14 protein-coding genes are annotated in these 16,440 nt (G+C 46.5%); all 14 read left to right on the top strand.

The features are described from left to right. The first annotated feature begins 419 nt into the window (after positions 1 to 419). The gene (locus CA267_RS03230) at positions 420 to 1,376 is read left to right on the top strand and encodes an AAA family ATPase (RefSeq protein WP_075608817.1); all 957 of its coding nucleotides are present in this window, start codon (positions 420 to 422) and stop codon (positions 1,374 to 1,376) included. Further along, positions 1,377 to 2,336 carry a DUF58 domain-containing protein gene (locus CA267_RS03235; RefSeq protein ID WP_075608816.1) on the top strand — a complete coding sequence of 320 codons (960 nt, stop codon included), beginning with the start codon at positions 1,377 to 1,379 and terminating at the stop codon, positions 2,334 to 2,336. Continuing rightward, on the top strand, positions 2,333 to 2,881 hold the full coding sequence (locus CA267_RS03240; RefSeq protein ID WP_083638365.1) for a DUF4381 domain-containing protein: 549 nt from the start codon (positions 2,333 to 2,335) through the stop codon (positions 2,879 to 2,881). The genes CA267_RS03235 and CA267_RS03240 overlap by 4 nt, the downstream gene beginning before the upstream one ends. Then, the gene (locus tag CA267_RS03245; protein ID WP_075608815.1) at positions 2,874 to 3,896 is read left to right on the top strand and encodes a vWA domain-containing protein; all 1,023 of its coding nucleotides are present in this window, start codon (positions 2,874 to 2,876) and stop codon (positions 3,894 to 3,896) included. Before CA267_RS03240 ends, CA267_RS03245 begins: the two co-directional genes overlap by 8 nt. Beyond that, positions 3,893 to 5,815 carry a vWA domain-containing protein gene (locus CA267_RS03250; RefSeq protein WP_075608814.1) on the top strand — a complete coding sequence of 641 codons (1,923 nt, stop codon included), beginning with the start codon at positions 3,893 to 3,895 and terminating at the stop codon, positions 5,813 to 5,815. The genes CA267_RS03245 and CA267_RS03250 overlap by 4 nt, the downstream gene beginning before the upstream one ends. Then, entirely contained in the window at positions 5,815 to 7,542 is a 1,728-nt protein-coding gene (locus tag CA267_RS03255) for a BatD family protein (RefSeq protein WP_232367593.1), read from the top strand. The genes CA267_RS03250 and CA267_RS03255 overlap by 1 nt, the downstream gene beginning before the upstream one ends. Before the next feature lie 50 nt (positions 7,543 to 7,592). Beyond that, a complete protein-coding gene (locus CA267_RS03260; protein WP_075608812.1) occupies positions 7,593 to 9,455 on the top strand; it encodes a DUF885 domain-containing protein in 1,863 nt (620 codons plus the stop codon). A gap of 154 nt (positions 9,456 to 9,609) precedes the next feature. Then, positions 9,610 to 10,122 carry a sigma-70 family RNA polymerase sigma factor gene (locus CA267_RS03265; protein ID WP_075608811.1) on the top strand — a complete coding sequence of 171 codons (513 nt, stop codon included), beginning with the start codon at positions 9,610 to 9,612 and terminating at the stop codon, positions 10,120 to 10,122. Then, positions 10,115 to 10,822, top strand: a complete 708-nt coding sequence (locus tag CA267_RS03270) for a DUF3379 family protein (protein ID WP_075608810.1) — start codon at positions 10,115 to 10,117, stop codon at positions 10,820 to 10,822. The genes CA267_RS03265 and CA267_RS03270 overlap by 8 nt, the downstream gene beginning before the upstream one ends. A 194-nt stretch (positions 10,823 to 11,016) precedes the next feature. After that, the gene (gene putP / locus CA267_RS03275) at positions 11,017 to 12,531 is read left to right on the top strand and encodes a sodium/proline symporter PutP (protein ID WP_075608809.1); all 1,515 of its coding nucleotides are present in this window, start codon (positions 11,017 to 11,019) and stop codon (positions 12,529 to 12,531) included. A gap of 183 nt (positions 12,532 to 12,714) precedes the next feature. Next, a complete protein-coding gene (gene cysD, locus CA267_RS03280; RefSeq protein WP_075608808.1) occupies positions 12,715 to 13,629 on the top strand; it encodes a sulfate adenylyltransferase subunit CysD in 915 nt (304 codons plus the stop codon). After that, on the top strand, positions 13,629 to 14,222 hold the full coding sequence (gene cysC / locus CA267_RS03285) for an adenylyl-sulfate kinase (RefSeq protein ID WP_075608807.1): 594 nt from the start codon (positions 13,629 to 13,631) through the stop codon (positions 14,220 to 14,222). Before cysD ends, cysC begins: the two co-directional genes overlap by 1 nt. Next, the gene (gene cysQ, locus CA267_RS03290; protein WP_075608806.1) at positions 14,222 to 15,010 is read left to right on the top strand and encodes a 3'(2'),5'-bisphosphate nucleotidase CysQ; all 789 of its coding nucleotides are present in this window, start codon (positions 14,222 to 14,224) and stop codon (positions 15,008 to 15,010) included. Before cysC ends, cysQ begins: the two co-directional genes overlap by 1 nt. A 2-nt stretch (positions 15,011 to 15,012) precedes the next feature. Beyond that, positions 15,013 to 16,428 carry a sulfate adenylyltransferase subunit CysN gene (gene cysN / locus CA267_RS03295; RefSeq protein ID WP_075608805.1) on the top strand — a complete coding sequence of 472 codons (1,416 nt, stop codon included), beginning with the start codon at positions 15,013 to 15,015 and terminating at the stop codon, positions 16,426 to 16,428. Positions 16,429 to 16,440: the final 12 nt, after the last annotated feature.

Consider the following 16,440-nt stretch of genomic DNA (forward strand, 5'->3'; position numbering starts at 1 on the left):
TAATTGCCACAAAAAATTAGTGGTCTGACCTGTAATTAGTGTAGATTTTTACAAACATTGAACGAAATAGCAAACCCCTGCTGGCAGCTAACGGGGGAAAAGCGTCTTATTTACAAAAAGAGTATAGAAAAACCAGCCGAACCTGCGCGTTCTGTTAACAGAAACTCCTATCAAACTGATAATTCTTTTCTGCTAATGGTTGAAACATTTATTTACACACCCAATCTTTCGCTCTGCAGCAACATTTTGGTAAAACAGAGAGCTAAGGTTTTTACTCCCCAGCGACCAGAGAGTTCAATAAGACAAGTGCCTATTGTTTCACTACGCGCTACTGGGAACCTTTCAAAAAAATAGTAGTCTTACGCAATCACTGATGGCGGCGACTTCGCCTTACGAACAATAATTGGATAAACATCGCTATGGCAGCAGAGCAGTTTCGGCAACTACACGCGTATCTGGATTCCCAAATCATTGGTCAATCTCAACTGACGAAAAGTTTGTTAATAGCACTTCTGGCAGATGGTCATTTGTTAGTGGAAGGGCCTCCTGGTTTAGCAAAAACCCGCGCGATTAATGCGTTGGCGAATGGGATAGCCGGTGATTTCCACCGCGTTCAGTTCACCCCGGATTTATTGCCCGCCGATCTTACTGGCACCGACATCTATCGCCCCGAAACTGGAGAATTTGTTTTTCAGCAAGGGCCGCTTTTTCATAATTTAGTGTTAGCTGATGAAATTAATCGTGCGCCAGCCAAGGTGCAGTCGGCGCTACTGGAAGCTATGGCTGAACGTCAGATAACGGTAGGAAATAAAACGTATCCGTTACCACCACTTTTTCTGGTAATGGCAACACAGAATCCGCTGGAGCAAGAAGGGACTTATCCGCTGCCCGAGGCTCAGCTTGATCGTTTTCTTATGCACGTTGAAATTGGTTATCCAGAAGCGGAAACCGAACTCAACATTTTGCGTTTGACCAGAAATGAAGAACGTAAAGTGGCACCCCACACTCCTCCTACTTTATCTCAGAAAGATATCTTTGCAGCCAGACAGGAAGCACTTGCTTTACATATGGCGCCGGAGTTGGAAGAGTATCTGGTGCAACTTGTGATGGCTACACGCGCGCCGGAGCGCTTCGACTCAGCAATGGCAAGCTGGATTGATTTTGGAGCCAGCCCAAGAGCCACCATTTCCCTGGACCGCTGTGCCCGCGCCCACGCCTGGCTCGCCGGAAGAGATTTTGTCGGGCCGGATGACATTCAGGCGGTTGTACACAATGTGCTTCGTCATCGGATCATCTTGTCTTATCAGGCAGAAGCTGAAGGCACAGATGTTAATAAAGTGCTGGATAATATCGTAAGTAAGGTAGCGGTACCGTAAGTGACAAAGAATACTACATCACAGTGGCTGAACGAACTTCACACCAATGGCGTTGAACTTAGTGTACAGGAGCTGCTGCGCTATCAGCAATTAACCTCTTTGGTAAATCTTGCGCCAAAATCGGCCCCACAGGCACAATTGTCCGGCGCCTATCTAGCCAAGCAGAAAGGCCGCGGGATGGAGTTTGATGAGGCCCGCCACTATCAAGCTGGCGACGACATTCGTGCAATTGACTGGCGGGTAACCGCGCGTACCGGTAAAACCCACACAAAAATTTATCGTGAAGAAAGGGAACGGCCAGTATTCATACTTTGCGATCTGACCGCTTCTATGCAATTCGGTACGCAGCTTCTGTTAAAAGCGGTACAGGCAGCGCACTTAACTTCACTCATAAGTTGGTCTGCTGCAAAACGCGGCGATAAGGTAGGGGCACTGGTGTTTAACGATCAGTTACACCGTGAATGTAAACCGTTATCTCGCAAACCCGCTGTGCTGGCAATATGTCATGAACTGTTGGCCGTTCAAAAAGCGTCTAACGTTGGGATTACACCTAATATAGAGGGATTTGCCGATGCATGTGCCCGAGTACGTCGTGTGGCCCGGCCGGGAAGTCTGGTCTATTTGATTTCTGATTTTAATCACGTTAGTTACGCAGCCACGCAGCATATCAATCATCTTTCCCGCCACTGTGAAGTTCAGGCTATGGTAGTTAATGATCCCCTCGAACAAGCTTTACCGGACGTACCGCTGGTTCAACCTGTCGATGTTACTGACGGGCAGCAACGGCAAACGTGGTTGCTTGGGGATCAGGCGCAACAACATGCATATCAACAATGGCGGGTGAAACATACCGAATCTGTCGAACAAATTTTTAGGCAAGCGAAAGTGAAACATCAATTTATCTCGGCAGGCATGCCTTTGGACGAACAACTTGGCACAAGGATGGGGCGTAAACGATGATGCAATCTCAGTTACCTCCAGAGTCCGCGCAAAATCCGCTGGCGCAGTTAAAAGATGTGCATGTCCCGGAGGACGTTTATTGGTGGCCATTGGCCTGGGGATGGTGGTTGCTTGCGGTTTTGATACTAGCGTTATTAGTTTATGTAGTCGTATGGTGGAAAAAACGTCGCCAGCTCAATCGCGCACGCCGTTATGCGATGGAAGAAGCGCGGCATATTGATAGCCGTCAAGAAGACTGGCCAGCGAAATTGAATGGTATACTGAAACGTACCGCACAAAGCTACTTTTCTAACGACAGCGTAAGCGGCTTGTATGGCCAGCGTTGGCAGAAGTTTTTATTAAATCGCATTTCTGAAAAACCAGCTAAACACAACATTGAGAAAGGATTGGATACGCTGCAATCCATGTTGTATCAGCCTACCCCTGCTTCGGCAGAAAAATTTCCGGTCTGCCAGAAAGCGGTGCTGCAATGGTTGAAAAAGGCCAATCTGCAACAAAAGCGAGCGGGCAATGTGATGTCTAACTCAGAGGTAAATCATGTTTGAGTTTGCTTGGTGGTGGGTGTTGTTTGCGTTACCACTTCCTGTTGTTGTCAGATTTTTACCCGCAGTTAAGCAACATCAGGACGTTGCCCTTAAAGTGCCTGCGTTACTACCTTCACAAACTTCCTCACAAACCAAGGTTGGACGGAGAAGCTGGGTTTCTATCATCGCCTGGCTCGCATGGATTTCATTGATAATCGCTGCTGCTCGTCCCCAATGGCTGGGTGAACCAATCAGTGTGCCAAATGAAGGTAGAGAAATGATGCTGGCTGTGGATTTGTCTGGCAGTATGAAAATTGATGATATGCACATCAACGGTCATCAGGTTAACCGTTTGACGATGATAAAATCGGTGCTGCATGATTTTATTGAACGGCGGGTTGGCGACCGTCTGGGCCTGATCCTGTTTGCTGACACCGCTTATTTACAGGCTCCCCTCACTTATGACAGACAGGCAATTTCCACACTGCTGGACGAAGCGGTAATTGGATTAGTAGGCGAACAAACGGCAATCGGCGATGCTTTGGGACTGGCGGTAAAACGTTTCTCGAAGAAAGAGAAAACTAATGAAGTCGTTGTTCTTCTTACCGACGGTCAGAATACTGCTGGTAATATTACGCCGGAGCAAGCCAAAGAATTAGCAGTAAATAGCGGCGCTACCGTTTACACCATTGGTGTGGGCGCAGATAAGATGCTTATTCAGAGCTTTTTTGGTAGCCGCCAGGTCAATCCTTCTCAGGAGCTGGACGAGGAGATGCTAAAAGGAATTGCCGATGCGACCGGTGGAAAATACTTTCGCGCCAGAGACGCAAGTGAGTTAGAAACTATCTACGAAACTCTCGACAAGCTTGAACCTATTGAAGGAGAAAGCCGGAAAATGCGTCCACTCACCGCACTATTTCATATTCCACTGGCAGGAGCGTTAATTTTCAGTACCCTACCCTCCATATGGTTTCTTCTAAATATAGTCGGCCGCCGTTTCTTTACGACTCGTCTGCGTGCAGGAGTAAAATCATGATGGCTCTCTGGCACGATTTTCATTTTCTGCGGCCAGAGTGGTTTGTTGCTTTAATCCCTCTTGTTGTGGTTTTTTTGCTGTTGCGTTACTGGTCGCAACGTCAGTCAGGTTGGCAGAGCGTGATAGCGAGTCACTTATATTCCCATCTGGTTGCCGGCAAAGTCAGCAAAAACTCCAAGCCACCCTATTGGCTATTAGCGCTAGGCTGGACGACAGCAGTGACCGCTTTAGCAGGTCCAACATGGGAGCGCTTACCACAACCGGTTTTCCAGCTAAAAACCGGACATGTGATAGTAATAGACATGTCTCTTTCCATGCGTGCCACAGATGTCGCACCAGACAGACTTGCCCGCGCCAAGTATAAAGCCATTGATCTCATCAATGCCGTGGATGAAGGTGAAATTGGCTTGATAGCGTATGCAGGCGACGCTTTTGCTATCAGTCCGCTGACGACAGATGCGGCCACGCTCACCACTTTACTTCCCTCTTTAAGTCCGGAAATTATGCCCTCACCAGGCAGCGATCCATTACTTGGCCTGCAAACGGCTGCAGACTTACTGAGTAATACAGGCTACCAGCGAGGAGAAATTTACTGGATCACAGACGGCGTGGATATGAGTCAGGTGCCCGAACTACGACAATATATTTCTGATATACCGTTTACAGTAAATATCCTGGGAGTGGGAACCAGTGAGGGCGCTCCTATTAAGCAGATAAACGGAGAGTTGCTGAAAGATTCCACCGGTGCCATTGTCATTCCCAAAATGAACGAAGATCGTTTGAAAGGTTTGAGCAGAGCTGGCAACGGTAAGTTTATCACCATGAGTGCTAATGAACGAGACGTTCAATATCTGACGCAACGATCGCTACTGAGCGATCAGTCTGAACAGTCAGATGAACAGGCAAATGAAACAGGTGATCAGTGGGCTGAACTTGGGCCTTACCTCTTGTTGCTGCTACTGCCTTTTGCTGCGTATGCGTTTCGGCGAGGCATTGTTATAGTTTTAGCAGCTACGCTATTGTTCCCACCCATGACGCCACCCGTCATGGCGCAGGATGCAGCAGACGCAACGCCACCGCAAGAGCAGGTCAATCCGACGCGGTGGTGGCAACGACCATTTCTAAACGCAGATCAACAAGGTCTCGCCGCTTTTAACCAACAGGCTTATAGTGACGCAGCAGACGAATTTGAAGATCCCGCGTGGAAAGGCGCGGCGGCTTATAAGGCGGGAAATTATGAGGAAGCGCTGCAAGCTTATTCCCAGCTTAATACTGAAGATGCACTATATAACCAGGGTAATGCGCTGGCTCAGTTAGGAGAACTGGACGAGGCTATTGAAAAATATAACGACGTTCTTGCTGCTAACCCAGAACATGCAGACGCCAAAGCCAACAAAGCGCTGTTAGAAAAGCTAAAAGAGCAACAGGAAAAACAGCAGCAAAATCAACAGCAGGAACAGCAATCGGAAGATAACGCTCAGCCTCAAAACGGCGATGGTGATCAGCAGCAGAACCAGCAAGAGGATTCCTCAGGAAACAGTCAGCAAAATCAGCGCGAGTCCAGCGGCAGTGATAACCAGCAACAGTCACAGGGTGAACAGCAACCCTCTGATAGTGATGCGGAGCAGCAGGGCCAAAAGCAAGACGATTCGTCCAATTCAAAGGAAGAAGACGGTAACGCAGAACAACAACCGACTACTGGCCAAACCGAAGAAGATAAGCAGGGAGAAAAAGATGCGCAGAGCATGACAGCGCAGCCGGCCGAAATGTCTGATGAAGAAAGAGAAAAACAACAGCGGTTGGAAAATCTAATGCGTAAAATTCCTGACGATCCCGCTTTTCTGTTAAAACGAAAAATGCAACTGGAAGCCCAACAACGCCGTCGCAGTCGTCCCCCCACCAATCGGAGTGAATGGTAATGAAGCAGTTTATCATCTTACTGGCAGGCTTATTTTTTATGGCTGCAGCCTATGCAGATGTCAGCCGTGTTGAAGCCACAATTGATAAAAATCCTGTCATGGTTGATGAAGCAATTCGTCTTACTGTACGCGCAGAAGGCGATGCAGATCGGGACGCTTTCGATAGTTCTCCGTTGCTCAAAGACTTTGTCGTCGGCCGAACGTCGGTGAGCTCCCAAACATCCATTGTGAACTTTGACACCACCCAAACCACAAGCTGGACGACGACGCTGTTTCCTCGTGCTGAAGGTAAATTTACTATTCCGGCATTCACCATAGAAGGTAAGAAAACCGCTCCTATTGAAGTCAATGTTATTCCTGTATCTGGCAGCGGAGACCAGCCAGTACGCGACTACTATGTCACCACTGACGTAGACACCAGTACAGTGTATTTACAACAACAAATTCGCTATACGGTAAAACTGTTTCTGGCCAGTAACATTGAACGAGGCAGTCTGCAGGCTCCGGAGCTAAAAAGCGCGCAAATTCGGCAGTTAGGCGAAGATAAACAATATACTGACATCGTAAACGGCAAACGCTATCAAATTATCGAAAGGAATTTTGCTATTGTACCCGAGCAGTCGGGCGAATTAATTGTTAAAGGCCCCGTTTTTAGTGGCGAAGTATTAGCACCTAACACCAATCAGCGTTTCGGTTTCTTTAACCGAACGCAGTCGATAAATCGTGTCGGACCAGATATCAGCATCACCGTGAAGCCTCAACCTCAAGGTCTGGTTTATCACTGGCTACCCAGTGAGTTTGTCAGCCTCGAAGAGGAGTGGCAAAAAGATAAAGGTTTTATCGTCGGTGAGCCAGTAACGCGAACCGTTACATTAACGGCTATGGGAGTCGTAGAAGAGCAGTTACCGGAGCTGCCGCAACATTATCCGCCAAACTTCAAGCTCTATCCGGATCAGGCTAATACTGCCACTGTTGATAAAGATAATTTACTGATTGCACAGAGAGTCGAATCTATTGCCATAATTCCTACCCAAGCAGGAAACTTCGTGTTGCCGGACATAACTGTACCCTGGTTTAATGTGCTTACCGGCAAAACCGAATACGCTACGCTCCCCGCCCGAAGCATTGAAGTGAAAGCGGCCAGTGGAAGCGCTCAACAACCCACGCCTGCCGACAATGCCGTGTTGTCGTCACCGGCTGTTGATACTGTAGCGACAAAAGAGTCATCACCGGTTGAACCCACCCAGGCTAACCCCTCATATACCACATGGATTTTGATCGTCCTGTGGCTGCTGACGATAATCGGCTGGAGCGCCACCGTTTACCATTACCGTATGCGCCAGGCTGGCCCGGCAAGTGTTTCAAACAAGAATTCCAGCCGTTTTAATAAAGCCAACGTCAATGCCGATGAAGCTCAGCTATATCGTCAGTTAGAAGATGCCGTACGCCAGGAAAATCCTGGTCTTATACAGCATACCCTTGCACAATGGTTAACCGTAATGCATCCTGAGGGCCGGACAGTCAGACGGCCAGATTCCTGGGCTATGTCGGCGCCACTACAGCCGTTCATTGATGATCTGCTCTCCAGCCGCTACGGTAGTGGGCAACGGGATTGGAACAATCAAGCGCTATTAAACGCGCTGCAGGCTACCCGCCAGGCATATTTGAAAAAACACAGCGCCGGGGGTAAAGCATTAGCGGGTTTATATCCTGACAGCAAAAAATAAAAATGCGATCTTGAGCGTCAGGAACGTTTACAAACTAAGAGGGAAACACTATGAGAACAACTACTTTTCGCTTAGCGCCAATAACGGTCGTAGTGACAGCGTTAATGGCTTGCTCGCCGGCGCCTGAATCGACTCAACATCCAACTGAAATTCCCCCTAAAGTTGATACGAAAGTAGCAAACCTGACCGAATCTGAACGTTTATCCGCTTTTTTTGAACGAACTTTTGAAGAAGATCTTAAGCGCTCACCATTGTTCCAGAGCTATTTGGGCAAAAAATGGGATTATGGCGAGTGGGATGACATCAGCGATGAATATGCTGATCAAAGTGTCGCGTTGGCCAAAAACAGACTGGAGCTTCTAGACTCTTTTGATACTTCTCTACTCTCTGACAGCGAAAAGTTAAGCTTACAACTATATCAAGTAGGTATTGAGCGTGAATTAGCCAATGACGAATTTCGTCATCATACCTATATCGTTGATCAGTTTCGTGCTGCGCATACTATGGTGCCGAGTTTTCTGATCAACATTCATCGGGTCAGTAACAAAGAAGATGCAAAAGCTTACATCAGTCGCTTGGACAAAGTTGACGCTATGTTTGATCAAGTTATTGAGCAGATGAAAATTCGTGAAGAGCTCGGCGTCTTTCCACCGGCATGGGCTTACGATCAGATGATTGAAGCTGCTAATAATGTCATCAGTGGTGCTCCCTTTGACACCAGTGATGAAGCATCATCTATCTGGCAAGACTTTCAGGAAAAGGTGAATGCTCTGGATATTCCAGATTCAGAAAAACAAACGCTGTTAGGCGAAGCAAAAGCAGCATTGATTACCTCAGTACAACCCGCATATCGGGAGTTGATAGCTGAATTTGAACATCAAAAAACCCTTACCCCCGAAGGCGATGGCGTCTGGCGCTTACCTGATGGGGATAAATGGTACAAAAACCGGCTGGCATGGTTTACTACTACAGATTTGACTGCAGAAGAAATTCATCAAATCGGGCTGGATAATGTAAAACGCATTCACAAGGCAATGGAAAAAATTAAGGATAAGGTGGGTTTCGAGGGGTCGTTGCAGGAATTCTTCGACTTCATGCGAAACGATGAGCAGTTTTATTTTCCTAATACCGATGAAGGTCGTCAGCAGTATCTTGATAAAGCTAAGCAAGTCATTGATGAAATGCGAGCGGCACTGCCTGATTACTTTGGTTTGATGCCCGAGGCGCCGATTGTGGTAAAACGGGTTGAGCCTTTTCGTGAGCAATCTGCGGGCAAAGCGTTTTACCAAAGCCCTGCTCAGGACGGTAGCCGCCCCGGTGTGTATTACGCCAATCTTCACGATATGAAGGCGATGCCAAAGTATCAGCTGCCGGCTCTCGCCTATCATGAAGGTATTCCTGGCCATCATATGCAGCGCGCCATTGCACAAGAACTTGAAGGTATTCCGCAGTTTCAGAAGTACTTAAGCGCTACTGCATACACTGAAGGTTGGGGACTTTACGCAGAAGAATTAGCCAAAGACATGGGCTTCTATAAAGATCCCTATGATGATTTCGGTAGACTTGCCATGGAATTATGGCGCGCCTGCCGTCTGGTTGTAGACACTGGCATTCACGCAAAAAAATGGTCTCGAGAAGAAGCCATTGATTATCTGGTGAAAAATACGCCGAACCCAACCTATGACTCTGAAAAGGCCATTGAGCGTTATATTGCGATGCCTGGACAGGCGACTGCCTATATGATTGGCAAGCTAAAAATCCTCGAACTACGTGATAAGGCGCAAAAAGAGTTAGGTGACAAATTTACCTATGCAAGCTTTCACGATGAAGTATTGAAACACGGTCCGCTCCCGCTTTCCGTTTTAGAGGATAATATCAATTCATGGATTACTGCCACCAAGCAATCAAATTAATATCATTTTGATGCTGCATTAATAAAAGCCCGGTTTCAGTAAGCCGGGCTTTTTGTTTGTCGATAGCCCCCGCGGAGCAGAGCGTGCAGTTTATTGCAGCGTATAAAAATTTTCAGGTAGCGAAATAAAAAAAGGATCCTCCGGTCTTATTAGCATGATAGAAAAACAAAAACGCTACGAAGCACTGGTTCATGCCTTTCATGCTGATATTTATCGGTACGCTTACTGGCTGGTAAAAGATAAGTCAGTGGCTGAAGATATTGTTCAGGAGACTTTTTTAAGAGCCTGGCGTTCGCTGGATTCACTGAATGATGAAAAGGCTGCAAAATCCTGGTTAATCACTATCGTGCGACGGGAAAATGCCCGCCGTTTTGAACGCAAACGGATAGAAACTGTCGATATTGAAGGAATAGACGTATTTGATGAAGATGCAAAAAGTGAAAACGCACTAGAGCACCGCGAGTTACATCAACTATTAGCAGGACTTACTGAAGAATATCGTGAGCCTCTCATGCTGCAGTTACTCTTTGGTTATAGCGGTGAGGAAATTGCCGAGCAGCTTAATCTTAATAAAAACACCGTAATGACCAGACTTTTCCGTGCCCGCAAACAAATTAAAGAAGCTCTTGAAGAAAAACCTACAGTACGAGGTCGTAATAATGGATGAGCTGGAGTTCAGACGCCGTGTCTACGCCAATCCCTTCACGACAGATACAGAAGTCGTCGAAGCTGCAAAGAATGATATCTCTAAAGAAGCATTCTGGAACGAGCTAAAGAAATTAAACGCCCAGCTACATCAGGTTGCAGATGTTCCGGTCCCTGATGATTTTGCGTACAAATTGATCTGGCAGCAAACCACGCGGGATTTTGCGAGACATAAGCAGCGCAGTCGCTGGTACATTGCTTTAGCAGCATCTGTGGCGTTTTCAGTTGGAATTGGCTTTACCTTCTGGTATCAACAACAGCCTTTGGATATCGGTAGTCAAGCCTTAGCCCACATGCGATACGCTGAATTGGAAGCGCCTCATTCAGCCTTGCCAGTGAGTAAGGGGCAAATAAACGCCAAGCTGGCGGGGTTCGGCGCACATCTTGTGGCTGATATTGGTGATGTTGAAGTGGCCAATTACTGTCATCTAAATCAGGTGCAGGCACTGCATCTGATTGTCAGTACGACGCAAGGAAAGATGTCGGTGTTTGTTGTTCCTCAACATAAAAACATGGATTTACCCAGTCAGTTTTCCGACAACAAGTATCAAGGCAGCGGGTTTGAATATCAAAATACCAACATCTTGGTGGTAGGAAACAAAAACGCCGATCTTGAGCCTCTAAAAAGTAAGGTAAAGAAAAGTCTTCAATTTTCTACTTAACTATGAATATACGTGGATTGTGTTTAGCCGCATGGCGAAAACCGCCGAAGTAGGTTTATATTCTTAATTCTGGCCATAGCTGTAGATAATATCGATTAGCGCGACAGATCTCCCTTACCACCCTCGGCCATTTTAATATTGCCATAGAGACTTGGGAACGTTCCTGTTAGCATGAAAGAAAAAAGGAAGGATTTATGGCAACAGGCACAATAATTTCATTAGGTTTATATTTTCTGGTTATGCTCGGAATAGGACTTTTCGCCTATCGGCAGACCGATACCAATGTAGAAGGTTATATGCTGGGTGGCAGGCAGTTGGGTCCGGCAGTCACAGCGTTGTCCGCTGGAGCGTCGGATATGAGTGGCTGGATGTTGATGGGTTTACCCGGTGCCATGTATGTCTCCGGGCTATCTGCAGGTTGGATTGCAATCGGCTTAACCTTGGGAGCATTGGCAAATTATCTTCTGGTTGCTCCACGATTACGGGTTTACACCGAAGTAGCAAACAATGCCATTACCCTGCCCGATTATTTTGAAAACCGTTTTGCTGATTCCTCCCGCGTTCTTCGCGTCTTTGCATCGGTGGTTATCGTAGTGTTTTTCACCTTATACACATCATCAGGTGTCGTAGCGGGTGGAAAGTTGTTCGAGACCTCTTTTGGGCTTAGTTATGAAGTTGGCCTGTACGTAACGGCTGGCGTAGTGGTTGCCTATACCCTGGTTGGCGGGTTTATGGCCGTAAGTATGACCGACTTCGTACAGGGTTGTATTATGTTTGTATCCCTTATCATGGTGCCAGTAGTGGTAATCATGGAGTTAGGGGGTCTTGACAGTGCAGTAGATGCGGTAAAGGCAGTAGATCCCGCGTTATTTAACCCCTTTGCAGATGCTGATACTGGCAGCTCGCTCTCTTATGTTGCTATTTTCTCAATGATGGCTTGGGGGCTGGGATATTTTGGGCAACCTCACATCATTGTGAGATTTATGGCCATTCGTTCAGTAAAGGATGTACCTACAGCCAGAAATATCGGCATGAGCTGGATGATTGTTTCAATTATTGGAGCGCTGTCCACCGGATTATTTGGCATGGCGTATATCACTGGACACGACAACATATCGTTAAACGATCCAGAAACGGTATTTATTTATCTTTCCCAAATCCTGTTTCATCCACTCATTGGCGGGTTCCTGTTAGCAGCAATTCTGGCTGCAATTATGAGTACCATTTCGTCGCAGTTATTGGTGACTTCCAGCTCGCTAACCAGCGACTTCTATCAAGCGTTTTTACGCAAAGATGCGACAGATAAGGAACTGGTATTTGCAGGGCGTATTTCAGTTATCTTAGTAGCGCTGGTCGCTATTTACCTTGCCTACGATCGCAACAGTACCATTCTTACTTTAGTCAGTAATGCGTGGGCAGGTTTTGGCGCAGCATTCGGGCCTCTTGTTCTGTTCAGCCTTTTCAAACGTAATATGACTCGCAGAGCAGCGTTGGGAGGTATGGTGGTAGGTGCAGTAACGGTACTACTGTGGATTTACCTGCCATTGACAATAGATGGCCAAACGCTTAGCAATTGGATGTACGAAATTGTACCTGGCTTTATTTTATCCAGCCTGACAATATGGATATTAAGTAATTCCGGCGAACCTCGTGAAGGTGTCGTTGAGACGTTCGATGCGTTTAAGCTGAAACTTAAACAAGAGCTATAGTCGTTAGTACCGTTTAACTACGCCGCGCGGAATGCGCGGCGTTTTTCTTTTCACTACGATATTATCGCCGGTAATAAAACCGGTATTTGAAATAGCTAAATAGCATACGCCTTCCTGATCTAAATATGCTAAGGTTCTATATATATAATCGTTTCGTATATAACCTAACTATCGGACTCGACAATGACTGCAGAAATACCGTCTATTACGCACTTGAAACAACTCGAAGCCGAGAGTATCCATATCTTTCGTGAAGTTGCCGCTGAATTTGATAATCCGGTGATGCTATATTCCGTTGGAAAGGATTCCTCGGTGCTTTTACATCTGGCCCGCAAAGCCTTTGCTCCTGGCAAAATTCCTTTTCCTCTTTTACACGTCGACACCACCTGGAAATTTCGTGAAATGATCGAGTTTCGCGATCAGCAAGCGAAAAAATATGGTTTTGATCTGCTGGTTCATATCAACCAGGAAGGTGTTGAACAAGGTGTCGGTCCGTTTTCGCACGGCAGTGCTAAACATACTGATATTATGAAGACAGCCGCCTTAAAGCAGGCACTGAACAAGTTTCAGTTTGACGCCGCATTTGGTGGAGCACGTCGCGATGAAGAAAAATCCCGTGCTAAAGAACGGGTTTATTCTTTCCGCGACAGCAACCATCGTTGGGACCCGAAGAATCAACGCCCGGAACTTTGGAATATCTACAATTCGCAGGTTAATAAAGGTGAAAGCATTCGTGTGTTCCCTATGTCAAACTGGACAGAACTGGATATCTGGCAATATATTTATTTAGAAAACATCGATATCCCGCAACTGTATTTGGCGAAGCCTCGCCCGGTAGTAGAGCGCGACGGCCAGTTAATCATGGTTGATGATGACCGCATGCCACTAATGGAAGGCGAAACACCAGAAATGCGTTCTGTCAGATTCCGTACATTAGGCTGCTATCCCTTAACCGGCGCTGTTGAATCTACAGCTGCAACGCTGCCCGAAGTTATTCAGGAAATGCTTTTGACCAAAACTTCAGAACGCCAAGGTCGCGTTATAGATAACGATAGTGCTGGCTCTATGGAGAAAAAGAAAATGGAAGGGTATTTCTAATGTCATCCAATGTTGTCTGGCATAAGCACGAAGTGAACAAAGTCACTCGTGCTGACAGCTTAAACCAACAACCCCGCGTGATATGGTTAACCGGTTTAAGTGGTTCTGGCAAGTCGACCATGGCTAATTTGCTGGAGAAAAAACTGCATGCGCAGGGTAAGCACACTTACCTTCTAGATGGCGACAATATTCGGCATGGCTTGTGCGGCGATTTAGGTTTTAGTGATAAAGACCGAGTGGAAAATATCCGCCGTATCAGTGAAGTGGCAAAACTTTTTGTCGATGCAGGCGTTATCGTTCTCACTGCTTTTATTTCTCCGTTTCAAGCTGATCGCACATTTTGCAGAAGCCTTCTTAGTGAGGGGGAGTTTGTTGAAGTATTTGTCGATACGCCGCTGGAAGTGTGCGAGCAACGCGATCCTAAAGGTCTTTATAAAAAAGCGCGAAACGGCGAAATCAAACATTTTACGGGTATCGATTCTGCCTATGAAGCTCCTTCTTCGCCAGAGATTCACTTAACGTATCGCGAAGAAAAAGCAGAAGAGACAGCGGAGCGTTTGTTTAATTTGCTATTAGAAAAAGGACTTGTGTAATGGCTCTCCCCGATCCTCTAGCTGCGCAAATTGTGCAAATAGCACGAAAAGCTGGCGACAGCATTATGGCAATCTACAACAAAGATTTTGCTGTCTATGAAAAACAAGATACCAGCCCGCTAACCGAAGCTGACCTCTCTGCCCACAATTGCATCGTGGCAGAACTGGAAAAAATCTCTGAATTGCCGATTCTTTCAGAAGAGTCAGCGGATATTCCCTGGGAAGAACGCAAAAGCTGGAATCAGTATTGGTTGGTTGATCCGTTAGACGGCACCAAAGAGTTCATCAAGAAAAATGGTGAGTTTACCGTCAATATTGCGTTGATTGATAATGGTAAGCCGATAATGGGCGTGGTTTACGCTCCAGTTCTTGAAAAAACCTTTATTGGTATTGAAGGTCAAGGCGCGTGGATTCACACTGACGAAGGTTACAGTACGATCTCAGCCCGTACGCATCAACCCGGAGAAACCTGGAAAATCGTGGGCAGTCGTTCTCACCAGAGCCCTGAGATCAAGCACCTTCTTAACCAACTCGATGGAGAAACTGAGTTGGTTGCCATGGGCAGTTCGTTGAAGCTCTGTCTGGTCGCCACAGGTGAGGCGCATTTATACCCACGCCTTGGCCCCACTTCTGAATGGGACACCGGTGCAGCCCACGCTGTAGCTAGTGCTGCAGGCGCAAAAGTCACCGTTCTGGACCCGGAGAATCCTTTGGATCCTGCCGCCGAAGCTCTTACGTACAATCAAAAAGAGTCTGTATTGAACCCATTTTTTCTTGTGAGCGCATAAGCATGAATAGCGAAAACAGTTTATTAAAAGAAGATGTCCTTGCATATCTTGAGCAACACGAACAAAAAGACCTCCTGCGCTTCTTAACCTGCGGGAGCGTAGATGATGGTAAAAGCACGTTAATTGGCCGCTTGCTTCACGATTCAAAAATGATTTATGAAGATCAGCTTGCTGCTATTACTAAAGACAGCAAAAAAATGGGCACTACCGGTGAAAAAGTAGATTTGGCTCTGCTGGTTGACGGTTTGCAGTCTGAACGGGAGCAAGGTATCACTATCGATGTCGCGTACCGCTATTTCTCAACCGACAAACGTAAATTTATTATTGCTGATACTCCGGGGCATGAGCAATACACTCGCAATATGGTAACGGGCGCGTCGACGTGTGATCTTGCTATTGTAATGGTAGATGCCCGTGCCGGTGTCAAAACGCAGACCAGACGTCACTCTTTTCTCGCCAGTCTGTTAGGAATTAAGCACGTTATTGTTGCTGTAAACAAGATGGACTTAATGGATTACAGCGAAAAAGTGTATAACGAGATTCGTGAAGACTACTTGCAGTTCGCTAAAAATTTGAATATCCCGGACATACGTTTTGTTCCTCTTTCAGCCCTTGATGGCGATAACGTTGTTAACAAAAGTGAGCATACGCCGTGGTTTGAAGGTGAACCACTAATGTCATTGCTGGAAACTATCGAAATTGCTCATGACAGCAATACTGAAGATTTCCGCTTTCCAGTCCAGTATGTTAACCGCCCTAACCTTGATTTCCGCGGCTTCTGCGGCACCGTAGTATCAGGAGAAATACAACCCGGCGATCAGGTAACAGCGCTACCCTCAATGAAAACATCCAAGGTTAAATCGATTGTCACCTTTGATGGCGATCTTGAACGTGCTTACACTCCTCAGGCAGTCACGCTCACTCTGGAAGATGAAATTGATATTTCCCGAGGAGATATGATTGTAAAAGCAGACAACCTGCCACTGCTGTCTACGCAGTTTAAAGCGCACATGGTGTGGATGTCTGACGAACCCTTGATGCCGAACAAGCAATACAGCTTTAAGTTTGCCACTAAAACCACCTCTGGATCGGTTGCTCATATTGAATATCAAATTGACGTGAACACGATGGAACACAAAGGTGGAGCGCATTTAAACTTAAACGAAATAGCGGTAGTTGATGTTAAGTTTACCCAACCTGTTGCTTGTGACGCTTACGCACGTAATCGTGCTACCGGTGCATTTATCGTTATTGACCGCTTGACCAATGGTACTGTCGGTGCGGGTATGATCCTGGATGTATTAGCCAGAGATGCACAGCATGAGACTCCTGACTTTTCCGAATTCGAATTAGAATTCAATCAACTGGTACTGAAGCACTTCCCTCATTGGAACGCTCTCGATCTCAGTAAGATGTAGGAACAGGACTGG

Source organism: Alteromonas pelagimontana (genome assembly GCF_002499975.2).
Lineage (GTDB): Bacteria > Pseudomonadota > Gammaproteobacteria > Enterobacterales > Alteromonadaceae > Alteromonas > Alteromonas pelagimontana.

What these genes read in the sequence shown, in the direction of transcription:
- CA267_RS03230 (WP_075608817.1), top strand. Translation starts at nt 420, where the DNA reads ATGGCAGCAGAGCAGTTTCGGCAACTACACGCGTATCTGGATTCCCAA.
- CA267_RS03240 (WP_083638365.1), top strand. Translation starts at nt 2,333, where the DNA reads ATGATGCAATCTCAGTTACCTCCAGAGTCCGCGCAAAATCCGCTGGCG.
- CA267_RS03245 (WP_075608815.1), top strand. Translation starts at nt 2,874, where the DNA reads ATGTTTGAGTTTGCTTGGTGGTGGGTGTTGTTTGCGTTACCACTTCCT.
- CA267_RS03250 (WP_075608814.1), top strand. Translation starts at nt 3,893, where the DNA reads ATGATGGCTCTCTGGCACGATTTTCATTTTCTGCGGCCAGAGTGGTTT.
- CA267_RS03255 (WP_232367593.1), top strand. Translation starts at nt 5,815, where the DNA reads ATGAAGCAGTTTATCATCTTACTGGCAGGCTTATTTTTTATGGCTGCA.
- CA267_RS03260 (WP_075608812.1), top strand. Translation starts at nt 7,593, where the DNA reads ATGAGAACAACTACTTTTCGCTTAGCGCCAATAACGGTCGTAGTGACA.
- CA267_RS03265 (WP_075608811.1), top strand. Translation starts at nt 9,610, where the DNA reads ATGATAGAAAAACAAAAACGCTACGAAGCACTGGTTCATGCCTTTCAT.
- CA267_RS03270 (WP_075608810.1), top strand. Translation starts at nt 10,115, where the DNA reads ATGGATGAGCTGGAGTTCAGACGCCGTGTCTACGCCAATCCCTTCACG.
- putP (WP_075608809.1), top strand. Translation starts at nt 11,017, where the DNA reads ATGGCAACAGGCACAATAATTTCATTAGGTTTATATTTTCTGGTTATG.
- cysD (WP_075608808.1), top strand. Translation starts at nt 12,715, where the DNA reads ATGACTGCAGAAATACCGTCTATTACGCACTTGAAACAACTCGAAGCC.
- cysC (WP_075608807.1), top strand. Translation starts at nt 13,629, where the DNA reads ATGTCATCCAATGTTGTCTGGCATAAGCACGAAGTGAACAAAGTCACT.
- cysQ (WP_075608806.1), top strand. Translation starts at nt 14,222, where the DNA reads ATGGCTCTCCCCGATCCTCTAGCTGCGCAAATTGTGCAAATAGCACGA.
- cysN (WP_075608805.1), top strand. Translation starts at nt 15,013, where the DNA reads ATGAATAGCGAAAACAGTTTATTAAAAGAAGATGTCCTTGCATATCTT.